Below are 21896 nucleotides of genomic sequence, written 5' to 3' on the forward strand. Positions count from 1 at the left end.
AGAAGCGCTCTGGAGGAGGGTTTCTTAATCTCTTTTACTTCGCTTGATTTTGATGCTTTTATCCGAAAAAGTAATCGTTTTTCATCCGATAGATTTGTTAAAAATCTTTTTTTTAAACTGATGCATGCTCTACAGCAACAGGAATTAAAACTGCACTCAAGTTATTATCGGTCGATAAATACTATACCAGTTACTAATAATCAAAACTATTAAAATGTTGAATAAAATTACATTAAAATTAAGGCAATTGCAGCTGACCTTTATACTGTGTTTCCTTTCTCTTTTCAGCGGATTGAATGTCTTTGCTGAAGGCTCGAAGGACTTGTTTCCCAGTGGGGCAACAGGGAATAGAATGATGTTGTCTAGTTCTAGTAGATCACCTACTAGTACTGCAATTGTAAACAAAGGGAGAATGTTTGTTTATGCCAAAGCCAACGAAACGCTTTATTTAGGGTCTTCCGCTCAAGGTATTCGTGGAGGAACAATTATTTTGACAAGTCCAACCGGTAATACAAGCTATAGCAGTGGGAACTCTACGACAGTTGGTTTAATTGCCAATAGAGCGCAAGAAATTAATGGTCCTTTAGATTTGACTACGGGAGGTTATAGACCATATACTTTTAAAGTACCAGCAGGAGAAACGGGAGTTTGGGTAGTAGAGTTTGTATCACCTGATGCTTCTTTAGATCCTTCTAGTACTAGTTATGCTGCTCATACTTTTACAGCTAACGGAAACTGGACGCAACCTAATAACAGCCCTTATGTTGTTGCTTGGGATATTACGGTAGCCAATGAAGGAGGGACTGGGCAAATAGGACGCGTGTATACTAATGTGTTAACAGGATCTTTAGGTTCTGCTTCAAATAGTTTCAGGTCTACTTGTAATATTATTACAAATGATGGTTTTAAGTATACTGTTAAACCTAATGGTATGACACCTTATTACTTTGCTTTTTTTTGTAATAATAAAGGGGTTAGAAAAGGTTCAGTGGCAACAGGAGCTCCAAGTTATAAAAGCACGTCTATGGCGAGTTTGTATAACTTAGATAATACTAAAACAAATTTTTCTTTTCAGGACCCTACAATTGTTGATGATTTAACCAATACTACATCCAAAATATTTTTTAATGAACCAGACGCAAGCTTACCGGCTTCTGCGCCTATTTTTTTACCGGGAAGCACAGCTTCCACAACCTGGTTGAATGTGCCCATTGTTGCACAGGCTATTTCAGATATTTCGGTAAATGGAGTAGAAGGCACCAGTGGGATGGGAATTTATCCTTTAGGAGCTTTTATCAATTTTACGGCTAATGTTAACGCTAATTATCTTATCGAAATTGATGTTAATGGAAATGGATTGATGACAGATGCCATAGATGTAACTTTGACAGGTACTGCTATTGCGGGTGCAAATAAAGTAAGATGGGATGGTAGAGATGGTTCAAGTAATCCAATAACCAACAGTACTAGTTTGAAATTGAGTATTGTCCTTTTCAATGGGGAGGTACACTTTCCATATTTAGATGCCGAGCAAAATACGAACGGTATTATTATTACCAGATTGAATGGACCGGATCCTAATAGTAATGTATATTGGAACGATTCGCCGATTGGAACAGATACGGGTAGTTCCGATAAATTCCCACCAAATCTGTTGGATGCTTCTTCGCGTACCCTAAACAATAATAGTGTAGCTGGTACACACAAATGGACTACCAGTACGTCTCGTACGTCAGGATATGGGGACTTACAATTACTGGATACATGGGCTTATGTGTATACTACACCTGGACCACCAATATCTGTCCCAATTGAACAAAATGAGGCCGATTTAGCGGTAACAAGTATTAGTGATGTGGTCAGTGGTAATATGGGATCAAATGTTACCTATACAGTAGTTGTAAAAAATATTGGAGGACCGAATAATGTAACTGGGGCAAAATTTAAATTTTCAGATTTAGCTTCAGGGGCAAATTTAGCGGTACAATCTTTTACCTCGTCTTCTACTTTGGGAGGGGCTGTTACGGCACAAAATATTACCGGAGGTGTTCTTGATGCCACAGTAGATTTACCAAAAGATGCCACGATTACTTTTACAATTGTGGTAAAGGTATTAGCAGCCGAAGGAACTAATCCTACCGTCAAAGCGACGATCATGCGTCCTGCAGATTTAACAGATCCGGACGCCACAGCAGATACACATATTGGTACACCTCCGATAGATCCTGATGTAGAATGTGACGGAACGCCTAGTGGTACTGGTTGTAATAATGTAAAGACAGATGCTTTAACGGTTATTTTAACAGCATCACCAAAAGTGGAAGTAGCTAAAAAAGCCACTTATGTAGATGTAAATGCAGACGGAATTGTAAATGTTGGAGATAGAATTGATTACACCTTTGTAGTTAAAAATACAGGAAATGTAACCCTTGCTCCGGTAACGATTACCGATGCTAACGCAGTAGTAAGTGGAAGCTTAGCAAGTTTAGCTCCTGGAGCTACAGACTCCTCTAGTTTTACTGCAGTTCACACTATTACTTTGGCTGATGTCAATAACGGTCAGGTAGACAACGTAGCTACTGTAACAGGAACGCCTCCAACAGGAGCACCAGTTACGGCTAAATCAACCGATCCAAGTCCTATTTGTGCGACTTGTGCGCCAAAAGATCCAGCGTGTACCACTTGTACAACAGTTCCTTTAACCGCATCACCAAAAATTGAAGTAGCTAAAAAAGCCACTTATGTAGATGCCAATGGAGATGGAATTGTAAATGTTGGTGATAGAATTGATTACACCTTTGTAGTTAAAAACACAGGAAACGTAACCCTTGCTCCGGTAACGATTACAGATGCTAACGCAGTAGTAAGCGGAAGCTTAGCAAGTTTAGCTCCTGGAGCTACTGACTCCTCTAGTTTTACCGCAGTTCACACCATCACTTTGGCTGATGTCAATAACGGTCAGGTAGACAACGTAGCTACTGTAACAGGAACGCCTCCAACAGGAGCACCGGTTACAGCTAAATCAACCGATCCAAGTCCAATTTGTGCGACTTGTGCTCCAAAAGACCCAGCGTGTACCACGTGTACAACAGTTCCTTTAACCGCATCACCAAAAGTTGAAGTAGCTAAAAAAGCCACTTATGTTGATGCCAATGGAGATGGAATTGTAAATGTTGGAGATAGAATTGATTACACCTTTGTAGTTAAAAATACAGGAAATGTAACCCTTGCTCCGGTAACGATTACCGATGCCAACGCAGTAGTAAGCGGAAGCTTAGCAAGTTTAGCTCCTGGAGCTACGGATTCATCTAGCTTTACCGCAGTTCACACCATCACTTTAGCGGATGTCAATAACGGTCAGGTAGACAACGTAGCTACTGTAACAGGAACTCCTCCAACGGGAGCACCAGTTACGGCTAAATCAACCGATCCAAGTCCAATTTGTGCGACTTGTGCTCCAAAAGACCCAGCGTGTACCACTTGTACAACAGTTCCTTTAACCGCATCACCAAAAATTGAAGTAGCTAAAAAAGCCACTTATGTTGATGCCAATGGAGATGGAATTGTAAATGTTGGAGATAGAATTGATTACACCTTTGTAGTTAAAAATACAGGAAATGTAACCCTTGCTCCGGTAACGATTACCGATGCTAACGCAGTAGTAAGTGGAAGCTTAGCAAGTTTAGCTCCTGGAGCTACAGACTCCTCTAGTTTTACTGCAGTTCACACTATTACTTTGGCTGATGTCAATAATGGTCAGGTAGACAACGTAGCCACTGTAACAGGAACGCCTCCAACAGGAGCGCCAGTTACGGCTAAATCAACCGATCCAAGTCCAATTTGTGCGACTTGTACGCCAAAAGATCCAGCGTGTACCACTTGTACAATAGTTCCTTTAACAGCATCACCAAAAGTGGAAGTAGCTAAAAAAGCCACTTATGTAGATGTTAACGGTGACGGAATTGTAAATGTTGGAGATAGAATCGATTACACCTTTGTAGTTAAAAATACAGGAAACGTAACCCTTGCACCGGTAACGATTACCGATGCTAACGCAGTAGTAAGCGGAAGCTTAGCAAGTTTAGCTCCTGGAGCTACGGATTCTTCTAGTTTTACCGCAGTTCACACCATCACTTTAGCTGATGTCAATAACGGTCAGGTAGACAACGTAGCTACTGTAAGCGGAACTCCTCCAACAGGCGCTCCAGTTACAGCCAAATCAACCGATCCAAGTCCTATTTGTGCGACTTGTGCACCAAAAGACCCAGCGTGTACCACTTGTACAACAGTTCCTTTAACAGCATCACCAAAAGTAGAAGTAGCTAAAAAAGCCACTTATGTAGATGTAAATGGAGATGGAATTGTAAATGTTGGAGATAGAATTGATTACACCTTTGTAGTTAAAAATACAGGAAACGTAACCCTTGCTCCGGTAACGATTACCGATGCTAACGCAGTAGTAAGCGGAAGTTTGGCAAGTTTAGCTCCGGGAGCTACCGACGCTGCTAGTTTTACCGCAGTTCACACCATCACTTTAGCGGATGTCAATAACGGTCAGGTAGACAACGTAGCTACTGTAAGCGGAACTCCTCCAACAGGAGCACCGGTTACGGCTAAATCAACCGATCCAAGTCCAATTTGTGCGACTTGTGCGCCAAAAGATCCAGCGTGTACCACGTGTACAACAGTTCCTTTAACCGCATCACCAAAAATTGAAGTAGCTAAAAAAGCTACTTATGTAGATGTAAATGGAGATGGAATTGTAAATGTTGGAGATAGAATTGATTACACCTTTGTAGTTAAAAATACAGGAAACGTAACCCTTGCTCCGGTAACGATTACCGATGCTAACGCAGTAGTAAGCGGAAGTTTGGCAAGTTTAGCTCCGGGAGCTACCGACGCTGCTAGTTTTACCGCAGTTCACACCATCACTTTAGCGGATGTCAATAACGGTCAGGTAGACAACGTAGCTACTGTAAGCGGAACTCCTCCAACAGGCGCTCCAGTTACAGCCAAATCAACCGATCCAAGTCCAATTTGTGCGACTTGTGCGCCAAAAGATCCAGCGTGTACCACGTGTACAACAGTTCCTTTAACCGCATCACCAAAAGTAGAAGTAGCTAAAAAAGCTACTTATGTAGATGCCAATGGAGACGGAATTGTAAATGTTGGAGATAGAATTGATTACACCTTTGTAGTTAAAAATACTGGAAACGTAACCCTTGCTCCAGTAACGATTACCGATGCTAACGCAGTAGTAAGCGGAAGCTTAGCAAGTTTAGCTCCTGGAGCTACTGACTCCTCTAGTTTTACCGCAGTTCACACCATCACTTTGGCGGATGTCAATAACGGTCAGGTAGACAACGTAGCTACTGTAAGCGGAACGCCTCCAACAGGCGCTCCAGTTACAGCCAAATCAACCGATCCAAGTCCAATTTGTGCGACTTGTGCACCAAAAGACCCAGCGTGTACCACTTGTACAACAGTTCCTTTAACAGCATCACCAAAAGTAGAAGTAGCTAAAAAAGCCACTTATGTAGATGTAAATGGAGATGGAATTGTAAATGTTGGTGACAGAATTGATTACACCTTTGTAGTTAAAAATACAGGAAACGTAACCCTTGCTCCGGTAACGATTACAGATGCTAACGCAGTAGTAAGCGGAAGTTTGGCAAGTTTAGCTCCTGGAGCTACAGACTCCTCTAGCTTTACCGCAGTGCACACCATCACTTTGGCGGATGTCAATAACGGACAGGTAGACAACGTAGCCACTGTAACAGGAACCCCTCCAACAGGAGCACCAGTTACGGCTAAATCAACCGATCCAAGTCCAATTTGTGCGACTTGTGCGCCAAAAGATCCAGCGTGTACCACTTGTACAACAGTTCCTTTAACAGCATCACCAAAAGTAGAAGTAGCTAAAAAAGCCACTTATGTAGATGTCAACGCAGATGGAATTGTAAATGTTGGAGATAGAATTGATTACACCTTTGTAGTTAAAAATACAGGAAACGTAACCCTTGCTCCGGTAACGATTACCGATGCTAACGCAGTAGTAAGCGGAAGCTTAGCAAGTTTAGCTCCTGGAGCTACTGACTCCTCTAGTTTTACCGCAGTTCACACCATCACTTTGGCGGATGTCAATAACGGTCAGGTAGACAACGTAGCTACTGTAAGCGGAACTCCTCCAACAGGCGCTCCAGTTACAGCCAAATCAACCGATCCAAGTCCAATTTGTGCGACTTGTGCACCAAAAGACCCAGCGTGTACCACTTGTACAACAGTTCCTTTAACAGCATCACCAAAAGTAGAAGTAGCTAAAAAAGCCACTTATGTAGATGTAAATGGAGATGGAATTGTAAATGTTGGTGACAGAATTGATTACACCTTTGTAGTTAAAAATACAGGAAACGTAACCCTTGCTCCGGTAACGATTACAGATGCTAACGCAGTAGTAAGCGGAAGTTTGGCAAGTTTAGCTCCTGGAGCTACAGACTCCTCTAGCTTTACCGCAGTGCACACCATCACTTTAGCGGATGTCAATAACGGACAGGTAGACAACGTAGCCACTGTAACAGGAACCCCTCCAACAGGAGCACCAGTTACGGCTAAATCAACCGATCCAAGTCCAATTTGTGCGACTTGTGCGCCAAAAGACCCAGCGTGTACCACTTGTACAACAGTTCCTTTAACAGCATCACCAAAAGTAGAAGTAGCTAAAAAAGCCACTTATGTAGATGTAAATGGAGATGGAATTGTAAATGTTGGAGATAGAATTGATTACACCTTTGTAGTTAAAAATACAGGAAACGTAACCCTTGCTCCGGTAACGATTACCGATGCTAACGCAGTAGTAAGCGGAAGTTTGGCAAGTTTAGCTCCGGGAGCTACCGACGCTGCTAGTTTTACCGCAGTTCACACCATCACTTTAGCGGATGTCAATAACGGTCAGGTAGACAACGTAGCTACTGTAAGCGGAACTCCTCCAACAGGAGCACCGGTTACGGCTAAATCAACCGATCCAAGTCCAATTTGTGCGACTTGTGCGCCAAAAGACCCAGCGTGTACCACGTGTACAACAGTTCCTTTAACAGCATCACCAAAAGTAGAAGTAGCTAAAAAAGCCACTTATGTAGATGTAAATGGAGATGGAATTGTAAATGTTGGTGACAGAATTGATTACACCTTTGTAGTTAAAAATACAGGAAACGTAACCCTTGCTCCGGTAACGATTACAGATGCTAACGCAGTAGTAAGCGGAAGTTTGGCAAGTTTAGCTCCTGGAGCTACAGACTCCTCTAGCTTTACCGCAGTGCACACCATCACTTTAGCGGATGTCAATAACGGACAGGTAGACAACGTAGCCACTGTAACAGGAACCCCTCCAACAGGAGCACCAGTTACGGCTAAATCAACCGATCCAAGTCCAATTTGTGCGACTTGTGCGCCAAAAGATCCAGCGTGTACCACTTGTACAACAGTTCCTTTAACAGCATCACCAAAAGTAGAAGTAGCTAAAAAAGCCACTTATGTAGATGTCAACGCAGATGGAATTGTAAATGTTGGAGATAGAATTGATTACACCTTTGTAGTTAAAAATACAGGAAACGTAACCCTTGCTCCGGTAACGATTACCGATGCTAACGCAGTAGTAAGCGGAAGCTTAGCAAGTTTAGCTCCTGGAGCTACGGATTCGTCTAGTTTTACCGCAGTTCATACCATCACTTTGGCGGATGTCAATAACGGTCAGGTAGACAACGTAGCCACTGTAACAGGAACTCCTCCAACAGGAGCACCAGTTACGGCTAAATCAACCGATCCAAGTCCAATTTGTGCGACTTGTAAACCAATAGATCTTACTTGTTCAACCTGTACTGTAGTAAGTTTTATTGATGCAATAGATGAAGTACCAGCTGTAGTTAATGGAGTAAGCGGTGGTACCACAGCTTCTGTATTGTTAAATGACAAATTACACGGTACAGCTATAGTCGCTTCGGAAGTGAATTTGAGTGCGGTTTATGTACCAACAGGGTTGACATTAAATACAGATGGAACTATTAAGGTTAACGCCGGTACTGCGCCGGGAGTTTATACTGTGATTTATAGTATATGTTCAAAAGCAATGGCAGCTTTGGGTACACCAATGTGTGATCAGGCTGAAGCCAAAATTACGGTAACGGCAACAGTTGAGCCAATATTAGAAAACGGAAGCATTCCATCAACAGGTGGTGTAGTTTTCGCAAACATTGCAAGCAACGATAAAGTAAATGGAGTTCCGGCAGTATTAGGAACAACAGGAAATGCTACCGTTGCGGTATCAGGAACATGGCCAACTGGAATTACTTTAGATCCGTTAACTGGGAAAGTAACTGTTGCGGCTGGAACCACACCGGGAACTTATAATGTAGTTTACGAGTTATGCGACAAATTAACCCCGACAACCTGTGCTACGGTTTCAGATGAAATCAAAGTAACACCAATTGTTGAGCCAATATTAGAAAACGGAAGCATTCCGTCAACAGGTGGTGTAGTTTTCATAAACATTGCCAGCAACGATAAAGTAAATGGAGTTCCGGCAATATTGGGAACAACAGGAAACGCTACCATTGCGGTATCAGGAACATGGCCAACAGGAATTACTTTAGATCCGTTAACTGGGAAAGTAACTGTTGCGGCAGGAACCACACCGGGAACTTATAATGTAGTTTACGAGTTATGCGACAAATTAACTCCGACAACTTGCGCTACAGTTTCAGACGAAATCAAAGTAACGGCAATAGTTGAGCCAATATTTGAAAACGGAAGCATTCCATCAACAGGAGGTGTAGTTTTTGCAAACATTGCCAACAACGATAAAGTAAATGGAGTTCCGGCAGTATTAGGAACAACAGGAAACGCTACCATTGCGGTATCAGGAACATGGCCAACAGGAATTACTTTAGATCCGTTAACCGGAAAAGTAACTGTTGCGGCCGGAACCACACCAGGAACTTATAATGTAGTTTATGAGTTATGCGACAAATTAACTCCAACAACCTGTGCTACGGTTTCAGATGAAATCAAAGTAACACCAATTGTTGAGCCAATATTAGAAAACGGAAGCATTCCGTCAACAGGAGGTTTAGTTTTCGCAAATATTACAAGTAACGATAGAGTAAATGGAGCTCAGGCAGTATTAGGAACAACAGGAAACGCTACCATTGCGGTATCAGGAACATGGCCAACTGGAATTACTTTAGATCCGTTAACCGGAAAAGTAACTGTTGCGGCTGGAACCACACCGGGAACTTATAATGTAGTTTACGAGTTATGCGACAAATTAACTCCAACAACTTGTGCTACGGTTTCAGATGAAATCAAAGTAACGGCAATTGCAGGGACACCAATAATTGCAAATGATGATAACATTTCGAACGCAAATGGAACAACAGGAACACCAAACGCAGGGAATGTATTAGTGGGTAACCCAACAAATCCTGATACTTTAAATGGAGTGCCAGTTGTTATTAGCCTGGTTGATTTAAAAGTGACCACACCGGCAGTTCCAAAAACACCTGGAGCAGCAGTTCCGGTAATTGATACTGCCACAGGAACAATAAGTGTTCCGGCTAACACACCAGGAGGTACTTATACAATAACGTACAGTATTTGCGAGAAATCAAATCCTTCAAATTGTGATGCTGCAACGGTAACCATATTGGTATCAAGACCAAGTATTGCCTTGGTAAAAACAGTCCGTTTCAATGATGAAAACGGTGATGGTAATGCAAAAGTAGGAGAGACTGTTACGTATAATTTTGCAGTAACCAATACAGGAAATGTAGCCTTGACTAATGTTTATATAGTAGATCCGTTAACAGGAATTACGATGAGCGGAGGTCCAATAAATTTAGCTGCAGGAGAAGAGGATAGCACTTCTTTTACGGGAACTTATTCGATAGTACAAGCTGATATTAATTCAGGAAGTATATCCAACCAAGCTGAAGTTTTCGGAACAAGTCCTGATAATATTGTCGTAAAAGACAAATCAGATGATAGTAGTGTATTGGGGGATAAACCAACAGTATTATCAATTACGGGATGTGTTTTAAAAATATTCAACGCCGTTTCCATAAATGGAGATAACAAGAACGATAGATTCTACATCCAAGGTTTAGAATGTTATCCTGACAATACGGTTCAAATTTTTAACCGTTGGGGAGTTTTGGTTTTTGATCGTGATCATTACAACAATAATGACATTGCTTTTAGAGGTATTTCTGAAGGACGTGTTACGGTCAAAGATTCAGATGGATTACCGGAAGGAACGTATTATTATATCATTAAATATAAAGACAGCCAATCTAATCCACATCAGGAGGCTGGGTATTTGTACCTGACCAAATAATATTCTGTACTAATAAAATGGCTTAGTCAATAGGCTAAGCCATTATTTAAAAATAAAATAAATGAGAAAATTAGTTTTAGTTTTATTGTTTTGTTCTACTGCAGGTTTTGCTCAGCAAGATGCGCAGTTTACACAATACATGTATAATACCATTAATATAAATCCAGCGTATGCCGGTTCCCGTGGGGTGATGAGCATTTTCGGATTGTATCGTACCCAGTGGGTTGGGCTTGATGGAGCACCCGAAACCAGTAGTTTTTCATTAAATACACCCCTAAACAATAATGTAGGTTTGGGAGTATCAGTAGTCAATGATAAAATCGGACCAACAAATGAGAACAACATATCAGCTGATTTCTCTTACTCAATACCAACATCAGCAACCGCCAAACTTTCTTTTGGTATTAAAGGTTCGGCCAATATATTCAAACTGGATCCTACAAAGTTAAGCCCTGAACATCAGGGAGATACTCAATTTCAGGATTTTCAGAACAAATTCGCTCCCAATATCGGAGCAGGGGTTTACTGGCATACTGATAAAGCTTATGTGGGATTATCCGTTCCTAATTTTATTCAAACCAACCGCTATGACGATAACGATTATTCCATCTACAAAGACCGTATCAACTATTATTTCATAGCAGGTTATGTATTTAATCTGAATCGTTATGAAACCATAAAATTCAAGCCGGCCTTAATGACTAAAATGGTAGAAGGCTCACCATTACAGGTAGATGCTTCGGCCAACTTTATGTTCAATGATAAATTTGTTATTGGGGTTGCTTACAGATGGAGTGCGTCAATTAGTGCCTTGGCAGGATTTCAGATAAGCGACAGTATGTATTTAGGTTATGCTTACGATCGTGAAACTACGCGATTGGTAAACTACAACTCCGGATCGCACGAGATATTTTTGCGTTTTGAGTTCCTAAACAACTACAGCCGAATTACTTCACCAAGATTCTTCTAATACTTCAACTATGAAAATTAAAAATTTAGTTTATAACGTTTTTTTAGTGCTGTTTGTTTGCAAGGGGATTGCACAGACAGGCAGTATCGCCAGTGCTGATAAAAAATACGATAAATATGCTTATATCGATGCAATTGCTGCTTACGAAAAGGTAGCAGAAAAAGGATATAGAGAGGAGAAAATGTTCCAGCGACTGGGTAATGCCTATTATTTTAATGGCGAGTTGGTGAAGGCCTTAAAATGGTACAAAGCTCTTTTCGGAATGAATGATCAACAGGAATTTGAGTACTATTACCGATATGCCCAAACACTAAAAGCAACAGGAAATTATGCCAAAGCCGACAAAATATTAGAGCTTTTCAATCAAAAAGCAAGTACGGATAAAAGAGGATTGTTATTTGAAAAGAATAAAAATTATTTGGAGCAGATAAAAAACAATTCAGGTCGATTTGAAATAGCCGATGCCGGAATTAATTCAAGATACTCCGACTATGGAAGTTCTTTTTTAGATAACAAATTGGTATTTGCGTCTGCCAGAGATACGGGCGGAGTTGCCAAAGTAAAATTCAAATGGACTAATAAATCTTTTACCAATATTTATTCGGCAGAATTAAACGCCGATGGTAGTGTTGGAACTCCGAAGCGATTTGAAAATAAGATCAACTCAAAATTTAATGAATCGACTCCTGTTTTTACAAAAGACGGATTAACGATGTATTTTACCAGAAACAATTTTCTGAACGGTACAAAAGGGACAGACGACAAGAAAGTCACTTTGTTGAAATTGTATAAGGCAAGTTTTATAGAGGGTAAATGGACGAATATTGTTGAATTGCCTTTTAACAGCGATCAATACAGTGTAGCGCATCCGGCATTAAGTATAGATGAAAAAAAGTTATACTTTGCTTCAGACATGCCGGGTACTTTTGGACAATCAGATTTGTATAGTGTGACGATTAATACGGATGGCAGTTTTGGTAAACCTGAAAATCTGGGAGCCGCAATTAATACAGAAGGAAGAGAAACTTTTCCTTTTATATCAGGAGATAATGAATTGTATTTTGCCAGCGACGGACGACCGGGATTAGGAGGACTTGATGTATTTGTTTCGACTATTAAAAAGGACTTGACGTTTAGTGAAGTTCAGAATGTTGGAGCTCCTATTAATACAAAACTGGATGATTTTGGTTTTATAATTGACAATAAAAGCAGAACCGGTTTTTTCTCCTCCAATAGAGATGGAGGACATGGTTACGATGATGTCTACCGCTTTTCGGAAACTAGAAAATTACCTTGTGAGGAGATTTTATCAGGTACTGTTATAGATGCCGAAACAAATTTGGTACTCGAGAATGCTAAAGTAAACTTACTCGACAATCAGCTTCAGATAATAGGAGAGGTAATAACCGGAGCCGATGGGAAGTATAGTTTTAAAGTAAATTGCAATAAAGAATACTTTGTTCGCGCTGCAAGACAAGATTATGATACTAACGAATTACCTAAAGCAATCGATAAAACAAGTTTGACATTACCTTTGAAAAGAACACCTCAAAAAGTGGTCGAAAAAACGATTGAAAAATTAATTGTTGGTGATGATTTAGCGAAAATTTTACACATAAAAATGATTTACTTCGATTTAGGTAAATCGATTGTTCGAAAAGAGGCTGCCATTGAGTTAGAGAAAATCCGTCAGGTGATGCTTCAAAATCCAAACATGAAAATTGATGTTCGCTCGCACACCGATAGCAGACAAACTCATGCTTACAATGAAAAACTATCCGACAGAAGGGCCAAAGCAACAGTGGCATGGCTTGTTAAAAAAGGTATAGCTGCTGATCGCATAACCGGAAAAGGATATGGAGAAACACAATTACTGAATAAATGTGCTGATGGCGTAAAATGTACTACAGAAGAACATCAGGCAAATCGAAGAAGTGAGTTTATTATTGTTTCGATGTAATAAAGAGTTAGCTTTTTTAATAAAGTTGAGTTAATTAATTGTTATGAAGGCTGCAGGGTAATCCTGCAGCTTTTTTTTGTGCCGTACAAAGAGATTTGTTTTTTAATGATAGAGATAAAAAATGATTGTATTTAATTTCTTAAATTTATTCTATTAAATGATTTAGAGAAAAAATTAAACAGAAAACATCTGCTAAATCTGCAGACCCGAGCGATAGCGAACAGGCGAAGCAATCAGTGTGAAAATTTAAACCCAACAGTATCTAATTATAAAAAACAATAACTTTGAGTACAACAGAATTTCTAACCCGACTTATAATTGCACTGTTTGCCGGACTAATTATTGGTTTCGAAAGACAGTGGCACCACAAAGAAACCGGTTTAAAAACCAATATGCTGGTAGCAACAGGTGCAGCAGCATTTGTTTTGTTATCGATTAAAGTGGCGGCAACAGCGCCCAATATTGATGTAACCCGTATTACAGCTCAGGTGGTCATGGGGGTTGGTTTTTTGGGAGCCGGTGTTATTTTCAGAGAAGGCCCTAATGTACACGGGCTAAATTCTGCGGCCACAATATGGTGCAGTGCGGCTATTGGATGTATTGCCGCATCGGGTTATTTTATCGAAGCTCTGATTTGTACCTTTCTCGTTACCTTTGTCAATACCGTTTTGGAACCAATTGAAAGATGGCTGCGAAATCGAAAGTAAAAGCAAGCCTTTAAATGTTTTAGAACAATAAAGTAATCAAGGCACCCGACCTGTTTTTCTTCTAATTTTTATAACTTGATTTTTCCAAAAGACTCCTTCTGTTTGTATCAGATACCTAGACAATTGGAGGCTTCGCTATGTCTTGCTGTTTCTCCTTATCGGATAGGAGGCGGAGCCTGATTTTCTGAGAAGCAACAGCAATTGTTTTCTGATCCCGCTTTTACCGTTTATACAGAGTACTGTACCACTTATTACGTCTTTTAATCTGTCTGTCTAATATGGCTAATATGCAGTAAATGAGTGTGGTAAATTTGTACCTGAATTTAAAGGTTAAGCTTAAAGATGAGAAAGATAATTTTGTATGTTATACTATTAGTTCCTATCGTTGCACTTTGCCAGACAGGCACTCAAAAACAAATGTCAGATGTATCATCCCGTTTCGATCTAATTTGTAAAAATAAAGAAATCATGATTCCAAGAGCAATATTAAAAAGTAGGATTGACAGGTCAACAGTAGTAGATAAGGATACCCGATTTATTTTGGTTTTTAATACACTAAGTACTGTAAATCTTTTGTCTGGTTATTATTACTGGTACAACAATAAATGGAACAATCTAAAAAACATGACCGAAGAAAATGGTATTCCAAGAGACAATGGGATGGCAGGAGACATTTTTATAGATTTCTCTACAAAAGATGTTTACTTTTGTAATGGAACAATGTGGCTTTCGATGACAACGCACAACGAAACTTTTATCGGAGCAGTATTTGAAAACAAGAGCGGTATTCTGAGTTACAAGAATAGTGCTGGTGAGGATATTGTAATTCATCTTTCAGAGATAGTCCCTTACTTCAATTACCCGAAGACAATTTCTCTAAATGCAGATAAGGAAACGCTTAATTATATTGACGAAAACGGGAGACAAACCGTTTTAAAACTTGATATTTTGCTGGAAAAGAGCAAAAGTAGCCATCTCACCTCAGTATTTTAAGAAAAAGAGATTCACATAAATATAAAATAACACCATCAGACCCGACAGTTTTTGAAAGCTGTCGGGTCTGATTTTTAAAAGGATACAGTGAAGTTTTGTTCTCTAAAACGGTTTAGTTTCGTAATGTTCGAGTAATGAATTGATAATCATTTGATTTTGTTTTGCTGTTAAGAATAAATGTATTAATTTTGCAGTCCTTTTGGCAAAGAAGAGTTTCCATTAGGTATCAACTATTTATGTAAAACAACTTCTGTTTTTTCTACTGCTTTATGAAACTCGAGAAAAACAGAATACAAATTTTTTATCAGCATGTCTGAACAATTAAAATCACAAGAAGAGTTTTTAGCAAATTTTAACTGGCATAACTTCCAAGAAGGAATTGATGCAGTAGATGAGAAAAACTTACAAGAGTTTGAAGAACTAGTATCAAAAACTTTCATCGCTACAGATCAAGAAGAAGTAGTTGAAGGAGTTGTTGTTAGAATTACAGATAGAGACGTTATCGTTGATATCAATGCTAAATCTGAAGGTGTTATTTCTTTAAACGAATTCCGTTACAACCCAAACTTAAAAGTAGGTGACAAAGTAGAAGTATTAATCGACATCCGTGAGGATAAAACAGGTCAATTAGTATTATCTCACAGAAAAGCACGTACTATCAAATCTTGGGATAGAGTTATTGCAGCTAATGAAACTGGAGAAATCGTTAACGGTTTTGTTAAATGTAGAACTAAAGGAGGTATGATCGTTGACGTATTCGGTATCGAGGCGTTCTTACCAGGATCTCAAATTGACGTTAAGCCAATTAGAGACTACGATGTATATGTAAACAAAATGATGGAATTCAAAGTGGTAAAAATTAACCACGAATTCAAAAACGTTGTTGTATCTCACAAAGCACTTATCGAGGCTGATATTGAAGTACAGAAAAAAGAAATCATCGGTCAATTACAAAAAGGACAAGTATTAGAAGGTGTTGTTAAAAACATTACTTCTTATGGTGTGTTCATTGACTTAGGTGGTGTTGACGGATTAATTCACATTACTGACCTTTCTTGGAGTAGAATCAACCACCCAAGTGAAGTTCTTGAATTAGACCAAAAATTAAACGTTGTAATCCTTGATTTCGATGATGAGAAAACAAGAATTCAATTAGGATTGAAACAATTAAACGCTCACCCATGGGATGCTTTAGATGCTAATTTAACAATTGGTGATAAAGTAAAAGGTAAAGTAGTTGTAATCGCTGATTACGGTGCATTTATCGAAGTTGCTGAAGGTGTTGAAGGTTTAATCCACGTTTCTGAAATGTCATGGTCAACTCACTTACGTTCTGCTCAGGACTTCGTGAAAGTTGGAGATGTTGTTGAAGCTGTTATCTTAACTTTAGATAGAGATGACCGTAAAATGTCATTAGGTATCAAACAATTGACTCAAGATCCATGGACTGATATTACTTCTAAATACCCAGTAGGTTCTAAACATACAGGTATCGTTAGAAACTTTACAAACTTTGGTATTTTCGTAGAATTAGAAGAAGGAATCGATGGATTAATTTACATCTCTGACCTTTCTTGGACTAAGAAAATCAAACACCCATCTGAATTTGTAAATGTTGGTGAAAAACTTGATGTAGTTGTATTAGAATTAGATGTTGAAGGACGTAAATTATCTTTAGGTCACAAACAAACTACTGCTAATCCTTGGGATCAATACGAAGATTCTTTCGCTGTAGGAACTATCCACAATGGTGAGATTTCTGAAATCGTTGACAAAGGAGCTACTGTAGAATTCGGAGATGATATCGTTGCTTTCATTCCAACTCGTCACCTTGAAAAAGAAGACGGAAAGAAATTGAAAAAAGGTGATACTGCTGATTTCAAAGTAATCGAATTCAACAAAGAATTCAAAAGAGTAGTTGCTTCTCACACTGCTATCTTCCGTGAAGAAGAAGAGAAAAACGTGAAAGCTGCAACTGAAAATACTTCATCTGCTTCTTCTACAAATGCACCAGCTGCAACTTTAGGAGATAACAATGATGTATTAGCTGCATTAAAAGCTAAAATGGAAAAAACTGAGAAAAAATAATTCTTAGTTTCCTCTAAATAGAAAGTCCCACAGCAATGTGGGACTTTTTTTTGTTTCATTATTTTTCTTATTTAAATTTTAACAGAAAAAGTTGTGTTATTGTGTTAAAGGGTTATTTTTGTGTAAAAATACCACTTATGAAGAAACTCTACTTTTTAGTTTTATTGTTATGTTTTTATGGTGCTAATGCACAGGTGATTACTTTTGGAAGTACTCCTTTTAAAGATAGATTACTTTCGGCAAATGCAACCAATGGATTTGCAAAAGATATAAACGGAAATAATATCGTTGTCGACACCAACTTTGATAAGGAAATTAATGCTGTCGAGGCATCAAAAGTTTATTTTTTGGAACTGGGTGGAACGAAATCGACGATTTATAACTTAATGGGAATTGAGTTTTTTGTCAGTTTAAAGACTTTGAATTTTTACGGACAAAGAGTAACCGCTGATTTGAGACCGTTGAAAAATTTAGAAAGAATAAATTGTGGAGGGGATTTAGTTACTAAAGATCTCAACATTAACGGGCTTAACTTAAAAGAAATACGCGCAGAAAGTAGCCTTTCAATAATGCCCTATTTATTGGATAATGGCCCGACAGGAATTTCTCAGTTTACCAATCTGGAAACTTTGTTTTTAGGGGGAGATCGATTAGAATCAATCAACCTTCAAAGCCTAAAATCGTTAAAAACACTGATGATTACAAGATCAAAAATAAAAAGCCTTGATTTAAGCAATCAGACTGATCTGGAGTTTTTGTATTGCAATAACAATCTATTGACAGATCTGGATTTAAGCAGTTGTAAGAATATAGTTGGTGTAGAAGCTAATTTGAATAATTTCACTACAATCCTGGTGAAGGACCTGCCTAAACTGGAGTATCTTAGAATTAGTGAGAATAGTACATTAAGCCAATTAAGCCTTGTAAATACCCCAAATCTAAAATCATTAGATGTTTATAAATGTAGTTTAACCGATTTAAATTTATCTAATTTGGTCGCTCTGGAGTCGATTAATTGCAGCAATAATAAACTAACAAATTTGAACATCAAAGGTTCTATAAACTTGTTGAATATATCTTGTGACAATAACTTAATAAAAGAGCTTGATTTGTCTTTATGTAAAAAGTTTGAGTCTTTATATGCTGGTTATAATAAGTTTGAAAGTTTAGAATTTTATGGTAAGCTAGGATCCTATTTTAGTATTTCAAATAATTTAAATTTAAAATATCTTTCCATTAAAAATGGGGTCATCAATCAATCCAGTATGGAATTTGCCAACTGTCCCAACTTGAAATACATTTGCGTTGATGAAAATGATAATGAAATTACTACAGTTCAAAATTTAATCAAAACGTATAAATATACAGACTGTCATGTAAATTCCTATTGCAATTTTCATCCGGGAGAGGATTATTTTGTAATTCAGGGATCACAGAGAATAGATTCGAATAAAAATGGCTGTGACAATTCGGATCCGTTTTATCCTAATTTAAAATTTAATATTGTGGGAGCTTCTTCTGGAACATTTGTTAATAATTTATCGGGTAATTATTCTATTCCTGTTTTAAAAGGAACGCACAAGATAACTCCTGTTTTAGAAAATCCGTGGTATTTTTCTGTAACACCGGCAACCGCAACGATTGTTTTTCCGGCGCAGACAAGTCCGTACACTCAAAATTTTTGTATCACTCCAGTTGGTACTTATCGGGATTTAGAAGTTACGATATTACCAATTGATGTTGCAAGACCCGGTTTTGACGCTAAGTATAAAATCGTATATAAAAATAAGGGTAATGTAGTGCAATCGGGTTCGATAAAATTTGCGTTTGATGATGCTATATTGGAGTATGTTTCTTCCAATACTGCTTTTTCTTCTAAATCAGTTAATGCTATAGAATGGAGTTTTGCAGCTATTCAGCCATTTGAAAGCAGAGAAATAGTATTTACTTTAAAATCAAACAAACCAACAGATATACCTGCTGTAAACAATGGCGATGTTTTAAAATTAACAGCAACTATTGCTTCTCAGGACAAAGACGAAAGCCCAATCGACAATGCTTTTACACTTAATCAGGTAGTGGTAGGTTCTTACGATCCAAACGATAAAACCTGTTTAGAAGGTTCTGTTATTACACCAGAATTAATAGGAGAGTATGTGCACTATATGATTCGTTTTGAAAATACCGGAACATTTGCTGCAGAGAATATTGTAGTAAAAGACATGATCGATTTGTCTAAATTTGACCTTACAACTTTAGTTCCAACCAGTTCAAGTCATCCTTTTACAACTAAAATTACAGCAGGGAATAAGGTAGAATTTATTTTTGAGGGTATCAATCTTCCCTTTGATGATGCCAATAACGACGGTTATGTAGCGTTTAAAATCAAAACAAAATCAAATTTAAGAGTTGGCGATACCTTTACGAATGAGGCTAATATTTATTTCGATTATAATTTCCCAATTTTGACCAATAAAGCGACTTCAACTTTTAAAACAGTAACACTGGGGACTCCCGATTTTGAGTTTTCAAACTATTTTACGTTGTATCCGAATCCGACAAATCATACTTTAAATATTAATGCAAAGGAAGGCATAGAAATACAATCTCTATCTATTTATGATATGTTAGGGCAATTGGTAATTGCGGTTCCAAATGCAAAATCGGCTTCAAGTATTGATGTTTCAAGACTTACTGCAGGCAATTACTTTATAAAAGTAAAATCGGATAAAGGAAGCTCGGGTATGAAATTTATTAAATATTAAGAATGTCTTTTATAAATAGAAAGTCCCACAGCAATGCGGGACTTTTTTTATGTATAATATTTAATTTTAAGAAGCTGTTTCCTGCTGTTCGCTCTATCTTTTCCTGGCTAAAGAAGCCAGAAAAAGGATGCTACTACCATCAGGGCTAAGGGCAAACCGTTTCAAAAGAAATTTTATTTTGCAGCCAGTAGCTTGGTTTCTTCAGGAGTAAAATCGTTTACAATTGCATAAGTATCAATTTTTGCCAGTGCCATTTCGTCGAGAATATCAACAAGATTTTTGAAATTGCTTTTTTTGCTGGGTTTAATAATTACAATCGCACCGTTTTTTGGTTTCCCAAGCGCGGTCGAGTATTCTTTTATTTTTTTATTTCTTTCAAATAATTCTTTTCTAATTCCATTTTCTCCATAAACGATACTTTTTGGATTTTCATAAAGAGAAAGTAACCCTGAATACGAAACAATTTTGTTATTATCATCCAATAATATGGTATAAATACGATTAATATCAACACAAGCTATAGGCCCGCAAGTGATTTCCCCATTATCCGGTAAAGCTAAATCAATACCTTTTGGCTTCGCCAATTCGATGGTTACCATAAAAAAGATAATCAGTAAGAATGAAACACTGACCATTGCAGTTAAATCAATCTTTGTACTTAATTTTTTACTTCTGATTTTTTGAGGCAGATTTTTCATGTCAGTCAATTTATTAATTTGAAGCTAATAGTTTTGTTTCTTCGGGAGTAAATTCGGGTACAATAGCATAGGCCTCAATTTTAGCAATAGCCATCTCGTCCAGTATATCAATTAAGTTTCCATAATTTGAATTTTTGCTGGGCTTAATAATTACTGTAATTCCTCTTCCAGGTTTTCCTAATGCAGCTGAATATTCTAAAACTTTTTTATTTCTTTCAAACAGCACTTTTCTAATTCCATTTTTCCCATATTTTGTTGTTTTGGGAGCATCAATAGGAACGTATGGCAATCCTGTATAAGTAATGATTTTGTTGTTTTCACCTAACATTATGGTCATGGATCTATTCTCTCCGTGATGAGGAGGTGGGCAATCACAACAACCTCTGTCTCCAGTATCATATACTATAACTTTTGGCTTCGCCAATTCGATCGTTACCATAAAAAAGATAATCAGCAAGAATGAAACGCTGACCATTGCAGTTAAATCGACTCTGGCACTTAACTTTTTACTTCTGATTTTTTGAGGCAGATTTTGCATAATGGTTTGATTTATAGTTAAAGTTATTACTAAAAATAAAACAAATTGTGATAAGATTTTAAAAATAATCAAAAATAATTTGGAGTGGTAAAAGCTTGTTTTACAGTGCTATTTGAGGATATTTTAGTTTTTTCTAAAAATTTTTCAATTTTTGTTAAAACCAAAACAAATATTCCAGCGTAAATGAGCTTATAACTTAAAATATTAATTATGAAAACTAGAAAATTTTTAGCCGTAGCAATCTTAGCATTGGGATTTGGATTTACATCATTTGCGCAAAAAACAGTAATGGTTGGTGGGGCTGCAATGTATCCCAATAAAAATATTATTGAAAATGCTGTTAACTCAAAAGATCACACCACATTAGTAGCAGCCGTAAAAGCCGCCGGCTTAGTTGAAACACTAGAAGGAAAAGGACCATTTACCGTTTTTGCCCCAACAAACGCAGCATTTGATAAATTACCAAAAGGAACCGTTGAAACATTATTGAAACCAGAAAACAAAAAAATGCTTCAAAATATTTTGACTTATCATGTTGCAGCAGGAAAATGGAATGCCTCTGATATTGCAAAAGCAATTAAAGCCGGTAAAGGTAAAGCAGTTATTAAAGCTGTTAACGGAGGAACTTTAACTGCCTGGATGAAAGGAAAAGATTTATACCTTACTGACGAAAGCGGAAACAGTGCTAAAGTAACTATCGCAGATGTAAATCAGTCAAATGGGGTGATACATGTAGTGGATACGGTATTATTACCAAAAAGCTAATAGAGCTCTTAAATCTCAAAGTTCA

Annotated in this window: 10 protein-coding genes; 8 read left to right on the forward strand and 2 right to left on the reverse strand. The window is 37.8% G+C overall.

Features of this window, described 5'->3' with window-relative positions:
• The first annotated feature begins 214 nt into the window (after positions 1-214).
• From OLM61_RS16985 to OLM61_RS17015, 7 genes are all read left to right on the forward strand, one after another.
• Complete coding sequence (locus tag OLM61_RS16985) at positions 215-10387, forward strand: gliding motility-associated C-terminal domain-containing protein (protein WP_264523794.1); 10173 nt, start codon at positions 215-217, stop codon at positions 10385-10387.
• Positions 10388-10448: 61 nt separating this feature from the next.
• A complete protein-coding gene (locus OLM61_RS16990) occupies positions 10449-11357 on the forward strand; it encodes a type IX secretion system membrane protein PorP/SprF (protein ID WP_264523795.1) in 909 nt (302 codons plus the stop codon).
• A gap of 10 nt (positions 11358-11367) precedes the next feature.
• Positions 11368-13317, forward strand: coding sequence for an OmpA family protein (locus tag OLM61_RS16995; protein WP_264523796.1), 1950 nt, complete (start codon positions 11368-11370; stop codon positions 13315-13317).
• Between the two features lie 284 nt (positions 13318-13601).
• On the forward strand, positions 13602-14024 hold the full coding sequence (locus tag OLM61_RS17000; RefSeq protein ID WP_264523797.1) for an MgtC/SapB family protein: 423 nt from the start codon (positions 13602-13604) through the stop codon (positions 14022-14024).
• A gap of 342 nt (positions 14025-14366) precedes the next feature.
• A complete protein-coding gene (locus OLM61_RS17005; protein WP_264523798.1) occupies positions 14367-15017 on the forward strand; it encodes a hypothetical protein in 651 nt (216 codons plus the stop codon).
• 309 nt (positions 15018-15326) lie between these two features.
• On the forward strand, positions 15327-17105 hold the full coding sequence (gene rpsA / locus OLM61_RS17010; protein WP_264523799.1) for a 30S ribosomal protein S1: 1779 nt from the start codon (positions 15327-15329) through the stop codon (positions 17103-17105).
• Positions 17106-17242: 137 nt separating this feature from the next.
• Complete coding sequence (locus OLM61_RS17015; RefSeq protein WP_264523800.1) at positions 17243-19870, forward strand: T9SS type A sorting domain-containing protein; 2628 nt, start codon at positions 17243-17245, stop codon at positions 19868-19870.
• 173 nt (positions 19871-20043) lie between these two features.
• Here the strand turns inward: OLM61_RS17015 and OLM61_RS17020 are convergent, their stop codons facing one another.
• Together OLM61_RS17020 and OLM61_RS17025 are read right to left on the reverse strand one after the other, a co-directional pair.
• Positions 20044-20568: an ExbD/TolR family protein gene (locus OLM61_RS17020; RefSeq protein ID WP_264523801.1), complete on the reverse strand. Its 525-nt coding sequence runs from the start codon at positions 20566-20568 to the stop codon at positions 20044-20046.
• A 13-nt stretch (positions 20569-20581) separates the two neighbouring features.
• Positions 20582-21106 (reverse strand): ExbD/TolR family protein, encoded by a 525-nt coding sequence (locus tag OLM61_RS17025; protein WP_264523802.1) that lies wholly within the window; start codon positions 21104-21106, stop codon positions 20582-20584.
• Positions 21107-21316: 210 nt separating this feature from the next.
• Between OLM61_RS17025 and OLM61_RS17030 the strand changes: the two genes are divergently transcribed.
• Entirely contained in the window at positions 21317-21871 is a 555-nt protein-coding gene (locus OLM61_RS17030) for a fasciclin domain-containing protein (RefSeq protein ID WP_264523803.1), read from the forward strand.
• Positions 21872-21896 lie beyond the last annotated feature (25 nt).

Origin of the sequence: Flavobacterium sp. N502536, from assembly GCF_025947345.1 — a bacterium.
In the GTDB taxonomy this organism is placed as follows: domain Bacteria; phylum Bacteroidota; class Bacteroidia; order Flavobacteriales; family Flavobacteriaceae; genus Flavobacterium.